12 protein-coding genes, 1 tRNA gene and 1 pseudogene are annotated in these 15102 nt (G+C 72.7%); 8 read left to right on the forward strand and 6 right to left on the reverse strand.

Going from position 1 to position 15102, the window contains the following annotated elements:
* Window positions 1-19 precede the first annotated feature (19 nt).
* Together ACIQPQ_RS12930 and ACIQPQ_RS12935 are read left to right on the forward strand one after the other, a co-directional pair.
* Complete coding sequence (locus ACIQPQ_RS12930) at window positions 20-808, forward strand: GntR family transcriptional regulator (protein ID WP_401303070.1); 789 nt, start codon at window positions 20-22, stop codon at window positions 806-808.
* 168 nt (window positions 809-976) lie between these two features.
* Window positions 977-1183: pseudogene (locus tag ACIQPQ_RS12935) on the forward strand (hypothetical protein); the annotation flags it as partial.
* A gap of 207 nt (window positions 1184-1390) precedes the next feature.
* Here the strand turns inward: ACIQPQ_RS12935 and ACIQPQ_RS12940 are convergent.
* Window positions 1391-1466 (reverse strand) — tRNA-Arg (locus ACIQPQ_RS12940).
* 99 nt (window positions 1467-1565) lie between these two features.
* Window positions 1566-2753, reverse strand: coding sequence for an MFS transporter (locus ACIQPQ_RS12945; protein ID WP_401303072.1), 1188 nt, complete (start codon window positions 2751-2753; stop codon window positions 1566-1568).
* 85 nt (window positions 2754-2838) lie between these two features.
* On the opposite strand from ACIQPQ_RS12945, the gene ACIQPQ_RS12950 reads away from it, so the two are divergent.
* The 3 genes from ACIQPQ_RS12950 to ACIQPQ_RS12960 all read left to right on the forward strand — a co-directional run bounded on the left by ACIQPQ_RS12950 (window position 2839) and on the right by ACIQPQ_RS12960 (window position 5472).
* On the forward strand, window positions 2839-3867 hold the full coding sequence (locus ACIQPQ_RS12950) for an ArsR family transcriptional regulator (RefSeq protein ID WP_401303074.1): 1029 nt from the start codon (window positions 2839-2841) through the stop codon (window positions 3865-3867).
* A 126-nt stretch (window positions 3868-3993) separates the two neighbouring features.
* Window positions 3994-4497, forward strand: coding sequence for a glutathione peroxidase (locus ACIQPQ_RS12955; protein WP_383777823.1), 504 nt, complete (start codon window positions 3994-3996; stop codon window positions 4495-4497).
* A gap of 108 nt (window positions 4498-4605) precedes the next feature.
* Window positions 4606-5472 (forward strand): MerR family transcriptional regulator, encoded by an 867-nt coding sequence (locus ACIQPQ_RS12960; RefSeq protein WP_401303076.1) that lies wholly within the window; start codon window positions 4606-4608, stop codon window positions 5470-5472.
* A gap of 166 nt (window positions 5473-5638) precedes the next feature.
* On the opposite strand, the gene ACIQPQ_RS12965 is transcribed toward ACIQPQ_RS12960, so the two are convergent.
* From ACIQPQ_RS12965 to ACIQPQ_RS12975, 3 genes are all read right to left on the reverse strand, one after another.
* Window positions 5639-5830 carry a DUF397 domain-containing protein gene (locus ACIQPQ_RS12965; protein ID WP_401303078.1) on the reverse strand — a complete coding sequence of 64 codons (192 nt, stop codon included), beginning with the start codon at window positions 5828-5830 and terminating at the stop codon, window positions 5639-5641.
* A 288-nt stretch (window positions 5831-6118) separates the two neighbouring features.
* On the reverse strand, window positions 6119-6976 hold the full coding sequence (locus ACIQPQ_RS12970; protein WP_401303080.1) for a helix-turn-helix domain-containing protein: 858 nt from the start codon (window positions 6974-6976) through the stop codon (window positions 6119-6121).
* 420 nt (window positions 6977-7396) lie between these two features.
* The gene (locus ACIQPQ_RS12975; protein ID WP_383777830.1) at window positions 7397-8155 is read right to left on the reverse strand and encodes a GPP34 family phosphoprotein; all 759 of its coding nucleotides are present in this window, start codon (window positions 8153-8155) and stop codon (window positions 7397-7399) included.
* 238 nt (window positions 8156-8393) lie between these two features.
* On the opposite strand from ACIQPQ_RS12975, the gene ACIQPQ_RS12980 reads away from it, so the two are divergent.
* On the forward strand, window positions 8394-11084 hold the full coding sequence (locus tag ACIQPQ_RS12980; protein WP_401303082.1) for a D-alanyl-D-alanine carboxypeptidase: 2691 nt from the start codon (window positions 8394-8396) through the stop codon (window positions 11082-11084).
* A gap of 205 nt (window positions 11085-11289) precedes the next feature.
* Window positions 11290-13365: an MFS transporter gene (locus tag ACIQPQ_RS12985; protein WP_401303084.1), complete on the forward strand. Its 2076-nt coding sequence runs from the start codon at window positions 11290-11292 to the stop codon at window positions 13363-13365.
* Between the two features lie 30 nt (window positions 13366-13395).
* On the opposite strand, the gene ACIQPQ_RS12990 is transcribed toward ACIQPQ_RS12985, so the two are convergent.
* Window positions 13396-14235 carry a hypothetical protein gene (locus ACIQPQ_RS12990; RefSeq protein ID WP_401303086.1) on the reverse strand — a complete coding sequence of 280 codons (840 nt, stop codon included), beginning with the start codon at window positions 14233-14235 and terminating at the stop codon, window positions 13396-13398.
* Window positions 14236-14312: 77 nt separating this feature from the next.
* Between ACIQPQ_RS12990 and ACIQPQ_RS12995 the strand changes: the two genes are divergently transcribed.
* On the forward strand, window positions 14313-15098 hold the full coding sequence (locus ACIQPQ_RS12995; RefSeq protein ID WP_401303087.1) for an SDR family oxidoreductase: 786 nt from the start codon (window positions 14313-14315) through the stop codon (window positions 15096-15098).
* The last annotated feature ends 4 nt before the right edge of the window (window positions 15099-15102 follow it).

Raw genomic sequence — 15102 nt, forward strand, 5'->3', positions numbered from 1 at the left:
GATATCTAAAGGAGTACACGTGCCCTCTCTCCCTTCCGGCTTCCTCGGTGATCTCGATCCCACGAGTGATCGTGCGGTCTTTCGGCAGATCGCCGACCAGTTGCGCGAGGCCATCGACCGTGGGCGGTTCAAGGAGGGTGAAAAGCTGCCCTCGGAAGCTGAGCTTGTTGACCACTACGGGGTGTCTCGGATGACGGTCCGCAACTCCTTCTCCGTCCTCCAGGGCGAAGGACTCGTGCACGCGGAGCACGGCAAGGGCGTCTTCGTCCGGCCCCGGCCGCCGGTGCGGCGACTCGCCTCCGACCGGTTCGCCCGGCGCCACCGCGAGCAGGGCAAGGCCGCCTTCATCGTCGAAGCCAACGCCGTCGGCAGTCACCCCCAGGTCGACAGCCTTGAGGTCAAGGAAGAGAAGGCCAGTCAGGACGTCTCGACGCGGCTCGGGTCCGTGCGGCGGGTCCTGGCTCGTCGGCGGCGGTATCTCCTCGATGGGCGGCCGGTCGAGTTCGCCACTTCGTATCTCCCGCTCGACATCGCCCGCGGTACGCCGATCGCTGAGCCGAACCCCGGGCCCGGTGGGATCTACGCCCGTCTCGAAGAGCTGGGCCACCGTCTCGACCACTTCGAGGAGGAGATCCGCGCCCGGATGCCTTCGCCCGCCGAGGTGAAGATGCTGCGGCTGGCCTCTGGTGTGCCGGTGATCCATCTGATCCGGACCGCCTTCGACGCCGAAGGGCGGGCCGTGGAGGTCTGCGACACCGTCATGGCGGCGGACGCGTACGTACTGTCGTATCAGCTTCCGGCGACGTGATGAGGTGATGTGCGGTGGCGCGCGGGGGACACTTCTCCGACCCGTACACCCCAACAGGCGTACTCGTATAGACGAGTGGGCAAGTGGTGTGGCAGGGTAACCCGTATGAGCCCGGAGGGCGGGTTCGCAGACCGCATCACGTATAGACGAGTAGATGGGTGAACTGTTGTGCGTACCATCCGTATTGAAACCTCGACCGCCACGATCCTGCTGACTGAGGCCCCTGAGCCCAAGGTCCGGGACCGGCAGACGGGCGAGATCGCCAAGGACGCCGTCAGCGGGGAAGCGCTGATGACGATCGGCGTCGTCTACATCGAGGACGGGGAATCGTCGCTGTTCAAGGTCACCGTGCCCGAGGGCGGTGTGGCCGAGGGGCCGCCGCCGTGACTCCGGCCGCTTCCCGGCCGCCATGGGGGCCACCGCCTGATGTCCGACCTGATGACACTTCTGGAGGTGGGTGATCCTGTCGCCGCCACATGGATCGGCTGCTCACGCGGCGGCCGGTTGCGCGTGATCGCCCTCGCTGATGTCAAAAGTAGATGTCAAAGGCCCCGGACCATGATCGGTCCGGGGCCTTTTGGCTGGTGCCCCCGGCAGGATTCGAACCTGCGACACCCGCTTTAGGAGAGCGGTGCTCTATCCCCTGAGCTACGAAGGCGAAGGCGTGACAGGACAGAGCCTGACCCCGGGACAGCCTAGCGGATGTGGGAGGGGGAGGGGTTTGGGTATCCGGGGCGGGCAGGAGGGCGGGGCTGGGTCAGTGAGGGCGGGGGGTGGGGTTTGGGGTGGTGGTTGGGCGGGCCGCCATTGCCAGGGCCGTTGTCGTAGTCAGGGAGGTCAGGGCGAGGACGGCCATCGCTGTGGTGGGGGTGGTGAGTTGGGCGAGGGTGCCGGAGAGGGTGGCGCTGAGGCCCTGGAGGGTGAGCATGCCTGCCGAGTGGAGGCCGAGGGCGTGGCCGGCGAGGTCGGGGGGTGTGAGGGACATCAGGCGTTCCTGCTGGATGAGGGTGGCGCCGAAGCCGGTCGAGGCGAGGGTGACGCACGCGGCGGCCACGGGCAGGGGTGGGTGGAGGGGGAAGACGAGGTACGGGGTGGCCAGGAGGAGGAGCAGGGGGGTGGCCAGGCGGGCTCGGGTGGCCGGGGCCAGGAGGCGGCCCACCGTGATGTCGCCGGTCAGCATGCCCAGCGCCGCGCACGCCAGCAGGAGGCCCGCCGCGTCGGGGGCGTACGGGATGTAGAGGGCCTCGCAGCCGACGATCAGGCCGTTGGGGAGCCACAGGCCCAGGTAGGTCAGGCGGCGGGGGCGGGAGGACCAGAGGAGGGTGTTCGTGCGCCAGGTGGCGGAAGGGGACGGGCGGCCCGTGACGCGGGGGGCGCGGGGGGTCAGGCCGGTGTGGGCCGTCGCCGCCGCGGTGAGGTGGAGGGCGGTGGAGAGGAGGAGGACCTGGTGCGGGGTGAGGACCGTGACCAGGGCTCCCGCCGTCGCATAGCCCGTGATCTGGGTCAGGCCCGCGCTCATGTTGAAGAGCGAACGGCCCGTGATGTACGCCGACTTGGGGACGATCTCGGTGAGCAGGCCCCAGCGGACTCCCCCGCCCGCCGCCGCCACCAGGCCCTGCGCCAGGACGACGAGGAAGAGGACGGGGATCGGCAGGCCGGGGACCGCCAGGGCCGCCGTGGTCGCGGCGAAGGCCAGGGAGAGCGCCGTCAGGGTCCTGCGGGGCGGGAGGCGGTCCGACGCCGAGAGGAGGAACGTCGCGCCCACGACCTGCGCCAGGGACGGGGCGAACATGCTCGTCGCCGTCAGCAGCGGCGAGCCCGTCGCGCGGTGGACCAGCGTGGCCAGGGCGAGGCCCGCGACCGTCTGGGCCGCCAGGTGCGCCGTGGAGGAGAGCAGCAGCGGCTTGAACTCCGGTGTGCGGAAGAGGTCTTGGTAGGCGGGCATGGGGGGAGTTTTGAGGCGGCGGCGTCGGGGGCGTTAGCGTTTCGCCGCTGTGCGAAAGGTCGAAACGGGTGGGAGGGGAGGCGCGTTGGGGTGGTGGCAGGTCAACGCCGACACCTTGGCGGGGAGTCGGTTCGTCGTCTCGCCGCTCGCCGAGGTGTTCGCCTGTCTGAAGCTGCTGGACGCCGGTGTGGGCGCGCATCCCGGTGAAACCGCCTGGCTGCGCGCGCAGTTGCCCGGCTACCGGGCGCTGCTCGACCGTGATCCGGTGACCGCGGCCCTGGTGCGGGCCGGGCTCGGGCGGGAGTGGATCGCGGACTTCCTCACCCCCGCGACGCGGGACGGCGAGAGCTTCGCGCAGGAGGTCGGCCGGGTGCGGGACGTGGCGGGGGCGGACGCGCGGGCGCATCTGCGGGTCGCGGTCGGCGGGGAGCTGCCCCCGGTGCTGGAGCGGGACGACCTCGGCGAGCTGGCCGCCTCGCTGCTGGAGTACGTCTGGGAGGTCGGCGTACGGCCGTCCTGGGAGCGGCGTCGGCGGGTGCTGGAGGGGGACGTCGTGGCGCGGGTGGCGCAGGTGGGTCGGGGTGGGTGGGCGGCCGTACTGGACTCGCTGCGGCCCGGGACCCGGTGGCTCGGCGGGAGCCGGTTCCAGGTGAACCTGCACGAGTATCCGCCGCGGGAGATCGCGGGCGCGGAGCTGGTGTTCGTGCCGGTCACGCCCCGCACCGGCTGGGTGGCCTGGGAGGAGGGCCCGCGGCGCCCGGACCCGGAGTGCGGGCGGGGGCGGTACGCGGTGGTCTATCCGTGCGCCGGGCCGCTGGTCGGGGTGTCGGAGGGCGGCGGGGGGTCGGTGCGGGCGCTGGAGGCCCTGCTGGGGGTGGGGCGGGCTCGGGTGCTCGTCCTGCTGGACAGTCCGTTGAGCACGACGCAGCTCGTGGCGCTGACCGGGCAGGGACTGGGCTCGGTCGGGCGGCATCTGCGGGTGCTGCTGGACGCGGGGCTCGTGGAGCGGCGGCGGGTGGGGCGGACGGTCCTGTACTGGCGTACGGGGGTGGGGGACGGCGTGGTGGGGCGGAGCGGCACGGACGGGGCCCCGGGGGCCTCGGGAACCTCGTAGAGCACGTAGACCTCGTGGACCTCGTGGACCCACAGGCGTCGTAAACCTTGTCCGCGCCGTAGACCTCCTGCGGGGTGCCTGCCCCGGCGGCACGGCCGTTCCCGCTGCGGAGTTAGCATCCGGGGCATGACTACTGATGCTGGTGCGCTTCCGCTGGATGTCGGGATCGGGGCCCTCAAGGGGGGTGACGCGGAGCTGTCGCGGTACGCGGGGCAGGTCGTCCTCGTCGTGAACGTGGCCTCCAAGTGCGGGCTGACGCCGCAGTACTCGGGGCTGGAACGGCTCCAGGAGCGGTACGCCGGGCAGGGGTTCACCGTGCTCGGGGTGCCCTGCAACCAGTTCCTCGGGCAGGAGCCGGGCAGCGCCGAGGAGATCGCCGAGTTCTGCTCCGCGACGTACGGGGTCACCTTCCCGCTGACCGAGAAGGTCGACGTCAACGGGGACGGGCGGCACCCGCTCTACGAGCGCCTCGTCGGGTTCGCCGACGCGGAGGGCCACACCGGGGACATCCGCTGGAACTTCGAGAAGTTCCTGCTCGGGCGGGACGGCACCGTCGTGGGCCGGTTCTCCCCGCAGACCGAGCCGGAGTCCGCCGAGGTCGTCGCGGCCGTCGAGGCTCAGCTCGGCTGACCGAGGGTCGCCCCCTACGGGGCCCCGGCCTTGACCTTGCCCTTGGGGCAGACCTCAGCGTCGGGGTGCCGGGCGGGACCGCTGCCCGGTCACGGAAGGTGAGGGCGCGTGCGCGGTGACGGCGGTGGTGAGGAGCTGCTGGGCATCGGGGCGTTCGCGGCCCGTGCCCGGCTGTCGGCCAAGGCGCTACGCCTGTACGACCGGCTGGGGCTGCTGGCCCCGGCCCACGTCGACGAGGTCAGCGGCTACCGGTACTACCGTGCCGGGCAGGTGGACCGGGCCCGGCGGGTGGCGCTGCTGCGGCAGCTCGACATGCCGCTGGCGCGGGTCGCCGAGGTGCTCGACGCGGCCGGCGGCGACGAGGCCGCCGGTCTGCTCGCCGCCTACTGGGCGGACGTCGAGACCCGGATCGCCGGGCAGCGCACCCTCGCCGCGTATCTCCGTGCACGTCTGTCGGGGAGGAACTCCGAGATGCACGCAGCGTTCGAGGTCGAGACGGTCGAGGTGCCCGCGCAGGTGGTGGTCACCGAGCGGCGGCACACGCTGGCGGACGAGCTGCCCGCCTGGATCGGCGCCTCGCTGGAGCGGCTGGAGGAGGCGGCGCGGGCCTGCGGGGGCGTCACGGGCGCGCCGTTCGTCGTCTACCACGCCGAGGTGTCCACGGAGAGCGACGGGCCCGCCGAGACCTGCGTGCCCGTCGCCGACGAGTCCGCGGCGCGGGACTGGGTGGCCGCCCAGGGGCGGGTACGGGATCTCGCGGTCCGGGTGGAGCCCGCCCGGCGCCTGGCCCGTACCCGGATCAGCAAGGCGCAGGTCGCCCATCCGCAGATCCTCGCCGCCTTCGAGGCCGTGGAGGCGTGGATCGCGCGCGAGGGGCTGGTGCACGACGGTCCGTGCCGGGAGGTGTACTTCGCCGACTGGGGTGCGGCCGGGCCCGCGGACCTGGTCTGCGACGTGGCCTTCCCGGTGCGCTGAGCCCGCACCGGGAGCGGGTGGCCGGCCCGGATTCCGGTGGGCCGGTCCAGGCATGGCCGAGCCCCCTCGGCAAGGACGGCGATCTCGTCGAGAGGGCTCTGTGCGCGTGTACGCGGGGACCGCGAAGGTGCGTGCGGTCCGCCAGGGTCCGCGAGGACCCTTCCGCCTACGCCTTGACCGAGGTGACGAAGAGGTTCCACGCGTCGGCGGGGAAGTCCAGCACGGGCCCGTCCTCCACCTTGGAGTCCCGTACGGCCAACGCCGCCACGACCGGCGACTTGACCTCGACGCACGCGCCGTTGCCGGTGGAGTACGAGGACTTCGTCCACGCGACCGTGTTGCCCTGACGAATTGCCATTTTTGCTCCGGATTGCCAGATGTGATGAGTTGCTGTCGCCGCGCGGTGGGCAACTGCCTTCCACAGCACGGTTTCCGCCAACGGTGTTGCTCGGTGGCGTGATCGACGCTACTCGCCACCGCCGTAGCGCGAAGCGACTATTCACTCTTCTGGCTGACTCGACCCCGAAGTAGCTTTCCCACCGGCCGAGTTAGGTGTATCTTTCGGCACTTCACTCGGCCGGTCGGTGGACGGACCCGCTCGGCGAGTCCTCGCCGGGGTGCGGCAGGTCCTCGCCGGGGCGCGGTCTCAGCGGGCGTAGCCCTTCGCGATGTCGGCGATGAACTGGCGGGACTGCTCGACGTTCAGCGCCTGGGCGCGCAGGTGCTCGTACATCACGCTGTACCGCCCGACGTCCTGCGGCTTCTCCAGGTAGAGGTCGGCGGTGACGCCCTCGATGTAGACGACGCTGGAGTCGGACGCGTCGGGGAACTCCAGGATCGCGTACTGGCCGTTGAGGCCGGGGTGGGCGCCCATGTCGAACGGGATGACCTGCACGGTGACGTGCGGCAGCTGCGACTGCTCGACCAGGTGCTCCAACTGGTCCCGCATCAAAGAGGTGTTGCCCACGACCCGGCGCAGCGCGGCCTCGTCCATGACCGTCCACAGGCGCAGCGGGTTCTCCTCGGCGCTGATGCGTTCCTGTCTGCGCATCCGCACCTGCACGCGCTTGTCGATCTCCGCCTGCGTGGTCTCGGGCAGCGCGCCCGCGATCAGCGTCTCCGCGTACTGCCGGGTCTGGAGCAGGCCGGGGACGACCTGCGGGTCGTAGACGCGCAGGCTCGCCGCGTCCGTCTCCAGGCCGATGTAGACGCTGTACGGCACATCGCCGAAGGCGTGCCACCAGCCCTGCTGGCGCGAGTCCTTGGCCATCTGCATCAGCAGCTCGACGATCCGCTGGTCCTCGACCTCGTAGACCCCGCACAGGTCGCGGACGTCGCGCTGGCTGATGCTGCGACGGCCGTTCTCCAGGCGGCTGATCTTCGACTGGGACACGAGCAGGCGGTCGGCGACCTGCTCGGCCGTCATGCCCTTGTCCTCGCGGAGCTTGCGCAGCTCCTGGCCCAACCGGCGCCGCCGGACAGTGGGATTGACATTCGACGCCACGGGACGTGCACCTCCGGCTGCGTACCTGCAACTCACACTTTGCGTATCTGCTGTTGAGCAGACTGCCACCAAGGTGCTTCCTACCGCTGGAAAACGGTGGATATGCGGGCGGCGCAGGTCAGTCGGCAGTTTCCGGCCCGGCGAGGGGCCTTCGGGACACCCCCGGGCGGCGGCTGCGGCCGGGCCCCGACATGCGTCCGCGCGGGGCGGTGGGCCGGGCGTCACGGGGGACGTACGGCGTCACCGCCCCGCGCGGGCCGCGGCGGCTCCCGAACGGGTCTGTCGGGCCGTACCGGCCACGGGGGCCCGTACGGATCACACTGGTCGTGCGGTCGTGCGGTCATACGGTGGTGCGTTCGCGCACGTGCCGCACGTGCCGCACGTGGTGCGGGTGGTGCGGGTGGTCGTGGGGACCGATGCTCAGTGGGCCACGACGCGTGCCATGGAGCCCCGGTGCGGCTGCGCCGGGACGCCGTGCGCGGGTTCCGCGACGGCCCTCGCGCCCGGTCCGGCCGGGCGGCCGACAGCAGGTGCGGGACCGCGACGCGGCTGCGCCGCCGCGCCGTTCTGGACGTCCATCACGGCGTGCGCCACGAGGCCGCCCATCGGGTCGTGCCGGATCAGGTCCCGCAACCGGGAGCGGGACGAGCGTCCCTCGTTCCCCGGGTACAGGTGCTTGCCGAGTCCGACGGCGTGCGCCAGCGCGGCGAGCGCCGCGGTCCGCGGGTCCGGCGGGACGCCGGTGCGGATCGCGGAGTCCAGCCGGGCCCTGATCTCCCGGCTGATCGCCGTCTCCGTCGCCTGGTAGCGCGTCGTCGGCAGCACTCCGCACATCTGGCCCGCCACGGCATGCACCATGCCGCACCGCTCCAGATGCGAGAGGTAGGTCTGGCGGAGCCCCAGCCGGGGTCCGCCGATCCAGTGGACGGCCCGTACGGGAGCGCCACGCCTTCGCAGCAACTCCAACGCGCAGTCCAGGGTTGGATCTCCAGTCGGCCGTGGGGACACCACGGCGATACGATCCCCGTCTGGGGCTATCCGTCCGGCCAGCGCCAGCTCCACTAGCTGCGCTCCGGCCAGACCAAGGTCGAGCGACTGCGGCTGTGCGGTGGTACCCGTGGCCGGGTCCAGCGCCAGCAGCAGAAGCTCCTCCGGAATGGTTCTGCGGCTCCTGCCCATCCATGCCTCCCCGCGTGGATGAATGACAGGGTGACCCCTCTCACATTCATCTGTCGAGGGTGCGTGACCGGTTCGTAGTGGAACCAGTAGGTATGTCGTTCTCGTCTACCGCAGGAGCCAGGCCCGCTACACAGGACACTGGTACAGGGTTCGGACACGGCCGTACGGCGGTGTCCCGGGCGGGCGGTTCACGGTCGGCAGGCCCGCGGTGGGCGGGCGGCACAAGGAGGAGGCATCGGTGGCGGGCGAGTCCCCCGACAGGTCGAAGCAGCTGGAGTCGTCGGCAGAACCGACGTCGGGGAGCGCGGCCGCGGTTCCCGAGGCACGCGATCCGCGGATCGCGGTCGCCCGGGACGCCGGTACGGCGTCCTCGTCGCCGACGGAATCGGCGGCGGCGTCCTCGCCCCGCGGCGGGGTGGATACGGCGACCCGGGTGTTCTCGGTCCCGAAGCGGACGACCGAGGAGCCGGAGGCTGAGGCGAAGGCTGACGCGGAGCCCGAGGACGGTCCGGACGCCGACGGCACGACGGACGGGGAGTCCGGGGCCGAAGCGGAGTCCGGGGCGGACGCGGAGGCGGCGCCGGAGCACCGCGTGGAGCGGGCCGAGGGGGGCCAGGACGGCGCGGAGGGCGCCGGGGGCGGTGTTCGGGCCTCTGGCGCGCCGGAGGAGCCCGAAGAGGGCGCTACGGCCGCTGAGGGCCCCGAGGGGGCCGCGGAGCGCGCGGAGGCCGCCGAGGACGCGGAGGACGACGCCGAGGCGCCCGTAGCCGCCGCGGAGGAGCCCGCGGAGACCGCGGAGACCGCGACGACGACCGCAGCGGACACCACGGCCGGGGCCGACGAGCCGGTCGAGCCGACCGTGCCGGCCGACGAGCCGGAAGCGGAAGCCGAAGCGGAGTCGGCGCCGGAAGCCGGGACCGCCCCGGCGGCCGACGGCGAGGACGACGAGGCCGAGCGCGCCGAGGCCGACGCCGCCGAGGACAGCGACAGTGACACCAACGCCACCGACGCGGACACGGCCGCCGATGCCGACGCCCCCACCGGCAAGGGCACCGCCGAGGACAGCAAGACCTGGTCGCTGACCCTCCCGAAGAACGACGTCCCCCGCGCCCCCGGCGAGGTCGACGCCGAGGACTCCCCCGGCACCGGCCCGGACGACGCCGCTCCCGACGCCGACGCCGACCCCGGCAAGGGCTCCCCCGAGGACGCCCCCGTCGACCAGCCCACCGCCGTCTTCAAGGCCGTACGCCCCGACGCGCCCGCCGCCGACCAGGCGACGACCATGCTCAAGCTCAGCGACCTCCCGAAGGCGAAGCCGGACGACGCCGGGAAGGGCGCGAAGGGCGACGCCGACGCCGACGACGCGAAGGCCGGGTCCGGCGCCAAGGCCGACGACAAGGCCGATGCCGGTGCGACGACGGCGGAGCCCGCGAAGGCCGCCGACCCCGACACCACCCCTGACGCCACCCCCGAGCCCGCCCCCGCCGAGCGCACCAGCCGCTTCGTCGCGTTGAAGCCGCTCGACGAGAAGGCGGGCTCGCGGGCCGGTGCGCCCCCGGTCGTGGGGACCCCCGCCGAGGCCACCGCCTCCGGTGTCACCTCCGTGGTGCCGCAGGTCGGCCCCGAGCGCACCACCCAGCAGCCGCTGCCGCCCAAGCCGCCGCTGGACCTGCTGGCCGAGCTGACCAACACCCCGCCGCCCCCGCCCACGCCGCTGCGGACGCTGGCCCGGCGGGTCAAGATCTGGACGCCGCTGCTCATCCTCGTCGTCGTGGTCTTTGCGATCGCGCAGGCCGTCCGGCCGCTGCCCGCGACCGCGCTGACGCTGACCGCGAAGGACACCTACACCTTCGAGGGCGGCAAGGTGTCCCTGCCGTGGCCGTCCGAGGGCCAGGGCTGGATGGACGTCAACGGCGTCGGCACGATGGACAGCTTCGGCGACGAGAAGCCGGTCGCCATCGGCTCGGTCGCCAAGGCGATGACGGCGTACGTCGTCCTCAAGGACCACGAGCTGAAGTCGGGCCAGGAGGGCCCCGCCGTGCCGGTCGACGCCACCGCCGAGAAGGAGGGCGGCTACGACGCGGACGGCGAGTCCACGCTGAACACCGTCCAGGCGGGCGACAAGCTCACCCTGCGCCAGGCGATCTCCGCCATCATGATCCCGTCGGCCAACAACATCGCGCGTCTGCTGGCCCGTTGGGACGCGGGCACCGAGGCCGAGTTCATCGACAAGATGAACGCCGCCGCCAAGGACCTCGGGATGACGAACACGACGTACACCGACGCCTCGGGGCTCAAGGAGACCACCGTCTCCACCGCCGCGGACCAGGTGAAGCTGGGCAACGAACTGGTGCGGATGCCCGCGCTGATGGAGATCACCAAACTGCCGGAGTGGATCGACCCGTCCGGTCAGAAGTGGCGCAACTACAACACGCTCGTCCCCTACAACGACTCCCTCGGCATCAAGACGGGCTCCACCTCCAAGGCGGGCGGCAACCTGCTGTTCGCGGCCACCAAGGAGGCCGGCGGCGAGACCGTCACCGTGGTCGGCGCGATCCTCGGCCAGCACAAGTCGCCGATCATCGACACCGTCAACGCGGTCAGCAAGACCGCGCTGCTCAAGGCCCAGGACTCCATCACCTCGGCGAAGATCCTCAAGAAGGGCGACGTCGTCGGCTACGTGGACGACCAGCTCGGCGGACGGACCCCGGTCGTGGTGACCGAGGACGTGCCCGCGGTCGGCTGGGCCGGGCTCACGGTCAAGCTGTCGTTCGCGGCCTCCGACGTGCCGCACACCGCGAAGGCGGGCACCCAGGTGGGCACGCTCACCGTCGGGGACGGCTCCGGCCGCGCCGTGAAGGTGCCGGTCGCCCTCCAGCAGGAACTGACCGAGCCGGGCTTCACCGACAAGCTGACCCGCGTCGGCTGACACCCGGCCCCGCGCCCGCGGCGGCGCCCCCGCCGCGGGCGCCGTACCGTCCCGTTCTCCCGCACCCCGCCCGGCAGCCGCCCGGCGGGGTGCGTGCTAGCGTCACGAAACGGGACAGGTCGGCGGCCGCGGGGAAGCGGCCGTGAAGCGGACGGGAACGGGACGCGGCCGACAGCGGAAGACGGGACACGGGGAGTGCCTTCAGGTGGCCACTGCGGAGCCGACACGCGCCGACGACACCGGTCCGGACCAGGACCCCGGTACGCGGCGCCCCGCCCCGGAGACGGGACCGGGCCCGAGCACCGGTCCGGGGACGGACGCGCGGCGGGTGCGGCTGCCCGCACCCCAGTCCGGCGGCCATGACCAGGACCGCGCCGACCGCGCGGCCCCCCGCACCGCGAACGGGGCCGTGACCGCGCCCGCCGTCGCGGAGGACGCGACCGGGGCCGCGCCGTCGCGGCTGAGAGCGCTCACCGGACGGGTGGGCGACCTGCTGCGCCGCCACCTCGTCCTGTCGATGACGATCCTGTCCGGCCTGCTGCACGTGCTCTGGTTCTTCACGTTCGCGAACAGTGGCGGGGACCTGGCGGCGCAGGACGCGTGGGCCGAGTTCGTCGGACGGCACCCCGACTCCGCGTACAACCTCGCCTGGTACGGCGGCATGCACCCCGTGTCGTACAGCGTGGTGTCGCCGTATCTGATGTCCGTGCTCGGCGTGCGGACCACGATGATGATCGCCGGGACGGTCTCGGCGGGACTCCTCGCGCTGGTCCTGCTGCGCTGCCGCCCGGTGAAGGATCCGCTGTGGCCCGCGCTGGCGGGGGTGTTCGCGCTGCTGTGCAACGCGGCCTCCGGGCGGGTCACCTTCGGGCTCGGCAACCTCTTCGCGCTGGCCGCCGTCGCGGTCGTGTTCTGCTGGCCGCACCGCTGGCGCTACAAGCGGTGGGCGAAGGCGCTGTGCGCGGCGCCGCTCGCCGCGCTCGCCACGATGGGCTCGCCGGTGGCGGGCCTCTTCGTCGGCCTGGTCGCGGTCGCGCTGTTCCTCCAGAAGCGGCGGCCCGGCGCGTGGGCGCTCGGGCTCGCGCCGACGGCCGTGGTGGCGGTCTCCGCCTGGGCGTTCCCCTTCTCCGGCACCCAGCCGATGTCGTTCGGCTCCGCCTCGCTGCCGCTGGTGATGGCGGTCGCCGTCTTCGCGCTCGTCCCGCGCGACTGGAAGACGGTCCGGATCACGGCGGCCGTGTACGGGCTCGGGGTGCTGCTGGTCTGGCTGATCAGCTCGCAGATCGGGTCCAACATCACCCGGCTGGCGATGCTGTTCAGCGGGGTGGTGCTGATGGCGGCGCTGCCGTTCGCGGTGCCGCGCAGCCGCAAGTGGTGGACGATCGTGCTGTCGTGCGCGCTCTTCGCCGGCTGGATCGGCTTCAAGTCGGTCGACGACGTGGTGCGCACCACCCCGGCCGCCTCCTGGGCGCGCGAGCTGGCGCCGCTGGTGAACGAACTCCAGGAGGTCGGCGCCGAACGCGGCCGGGTCGAGGTCGTCCCGGCCCGCTCGCACCGGGAGGCGTCCGCGCTCGCGCCGTACGTCAACCTGGCCCGCGGCTGGAACCGGCAGGCCGACATGGAGCGCAACCCGCTCTTCTACGACGACACCCTCAACTCGGCGAACTACCGCGAGTGGCTGAAGCGGTGGGCCGTGCACTTCGTCGTCGTGCCGAAGGACGTGCCCGACGGCGACGGGGCGCAGCGCGAGCGGGAGCTGGTGCAGCGCGGACTGCCCTACCTGGAGCAGATCTGGGGCGACGCCAACTGGCAGCTCTTCCGGGTCGACTCCCCGTCCTCGCTGGCCGAGCCGAACGCGGTGGTGCAGCGGGCCGAGCAGGGCGAGATGACGATCGACGTGCGGGTGGCGGGGCGCGTCCTGATCCGCATCCCGCACTCGCCGTGGCTGAGCATCGTCGACGCCGAGGGCAACCGCCTCAAGGCTCCGCAGGAGACGGAGGCGTCCAAGCACCGGGCGGACGGCGAACCGAAGACGTACGACAACGCCAACGGCTGCCTGTACGAGACGGAGGAGGACGCCGACGGGGACCGCTGGACCATGCTGATCGCGCCCCGCGCGGGCGTGTACCGGCTGGCCGCCCCCTACCAGCTCCCGCGCGGCACACCGTGCCCGGACGAGCTGAAGGAGACGGGGACCGGCGGCGGCACCGGGACCGACGGGGCGGACCCGGGCACGGACACGGCGGGCGCGGGGCAGGGCCGGGGCGACTCGGCTCCGTAGCGTCGGGGTGCATCCGGTGCGTCGGCGGGGTCAGCGGAGCTGGTCGACGTAGCGGTCGGTGCCGGGGACGGTCGGGATGAAGGGGGCGAGGAGTTCGGTGCGGCCGAGGTGTTCGCCGGTGACCGCCTCCTCCAGGCCCGCGAAGTGGTCGCCCCAGGCCTCGCGCGGGTCGGTCTCCAGGAACCAGAGCAGGGTGAGGCGGGTGTCGACGCCCTCGACCTGCCGGACGTACGTCATGCGGTCGCCGGGCAGGGGGGTGGGGCGGAAGACGGTGACCAGGGCCGCCGGGGAGCCGGTGAGGCGGCGCGGGAGGTGGCGGGCGGTGAGCCAGTCGAGCAGGTCGGCGCGGCGCTCGGCGGAGTCGGCGTCGATCACCTGGAGGACCAGGCCCGCGTAGGGGTGGTCGAGGGCGTGCCGGTCGCGGGGGCCCGCCGCGCCGTCCCGGTAGACGGTGGCCTCGTGGTCGTGGAACGCGGTGAGGACGTGGGTACGGGCGCGGTGGACGCGGGCGTCCCGGTTGAGGCGTTTGTTGACGGTGACCGTCCAGCGCATGTGGTCGTCGTAGCGGCCTTCGGTGATCCAGTAGACGGAGAGGTAGCAGCCGGTGGTGACCGGGCGGGCGACCACCGACTCCTCCGGCCGGCGCAGGAGTCGGAGGTCGCGCGGGGCGACCCAGCGGCGGCCCGCGAAGATCCAGGGCATGGCCATGGCGCCCGCGTAGTAGTGGTCGTCCTCGTACCAGCGGTTGTACGCGTACTCGTGGCCGGGGTGCGGTTCGACGAGGGTGATCAGGGCGTGGCCGGGGTGGACGCCGTAGGGGCCGACGGCGGCCAGTTCGGCGTAGGTGTCGCTGCGGGTCTCCTCGCTCATGCTCTTCCCCTTCTCCGGTGGCGGGCCCATACTCTGACGCTCCGTCAGACAATGCGCCAGGGGAAGGGAGGGGCGTCATGTCCTTGCTGGTGGGCAGGACCGTCGTGGTGTCGGGGGTCGGCGCGGGGCTCGGGCACCAGGTGGCGGCGGCGGTCGTGCGGGACGGCGGGAACGCCGTGCTGGGGGCGCGGACGCGGGAGCGGCTGGAGCTGAGCGCGGCGGAGATCGACCCGGACGGGACGCACACGGCGTACCGGGAGACGGACATCACCGACGAGGCGCAGTGCGCGGCGCTGGCGGGGCTGGCGCGGGAGCGGTTCGGGGGGATCGACGCGGTGGTGCACGTGGCGGCGTGGGACGCGCTGTTCGGCGGGCTGGAGGACGCGGACTTCGTGACCTGGCAGGGGGTGCTGGACGTGAACCTGCTGGGGACGCTGCGGATGACGCGGGCCTGTCTGGACGGGCTGAAGGCGCGGGGCGGGTCGGTGGTGTTCATCGGGACGCAGTCGGCGGTGGTGGCGCCGTCGCAGGTGCGGCAGGCGGCGTACGCGGCGTCGAAGGGGGCGCTGACCAGCGCGATGTACTCGCTGGCGCGGGAGTTGGGGCCGTACCGGATCAGGGTGAACTCGGTGCTGCCGGGGTGGATGTGGGGGCCGCCGGTGCGGGCGTTCGTGGAGTTCACGGCGGCGACGGAGGGGGTGGGCCGGGAGGAGGTGCTGGGGCGGCTGACCGAGCGGATGGCGCTGCCGGAGCTGGCCACCGACGGGGATGTGGCGGACGCGGCGGTGTTCCTGGCGTCGGACCGGGCGCGGGCGATCACCGGACAGTCGTTGCTGGTCAACGCCGGAGAGGTGATGCGGTGAGTTC

Source organism: Streptomyces sp. NPDC091281, from assembly GCF_044757425.1.
Taxonomy (GTDB): Bacteria; Actinomycetota; Actinomycetes; order Streptomycetales; family Streptomycetaceae; genus Streptomyces.

Coding starts and splice junctions, on each gene's coding strand:
- ACIQPQ_RS12945 (WP_401303072.1), bottom strand. CDS start 2,753: ATGCCCGCCTACCAAGACCTCTTCCGCACACCGGAGTTCAAGCCGCTG.
- ACIQPQ_RS12955 (WP_383777823.1), top strand. CDS start 3,994: ATGACTACTGATGCTGGTGCGCTTCCGCTGGATGTCGGGATCGGGGCC.
- ACIQPQ_RS12965 (WP_401303078.1), bottom strand. CDS start 5,830: ATGGCAATTCGTCAGGGCAACACGGTCGCGTGGACGAAGTCCTCGTAC.
- ACIQPQ_RS12975 (WP_383777830.1), bottom strand. CDS start 8,155: ATGGGCAGGAGCCGCAGAACCATTCCGGAGGAGCTTCTGCTGCTGGCG.
- ACIQPQ_RS12990 (WP_401303086.1), bottom strand. CDS start 14,235: ATGAGCGAGGAGACCCGCAGCGACACCTACGCCGAACTGGCCGCCGTC.
- ACIQPQ_RS12995 (WP_401303087.1), top strand. CDS start 14,313: ATGTCCTTGCTGGTGGGCAGGACCGTCGTGGTGTCGGGGGTCGGCGCG.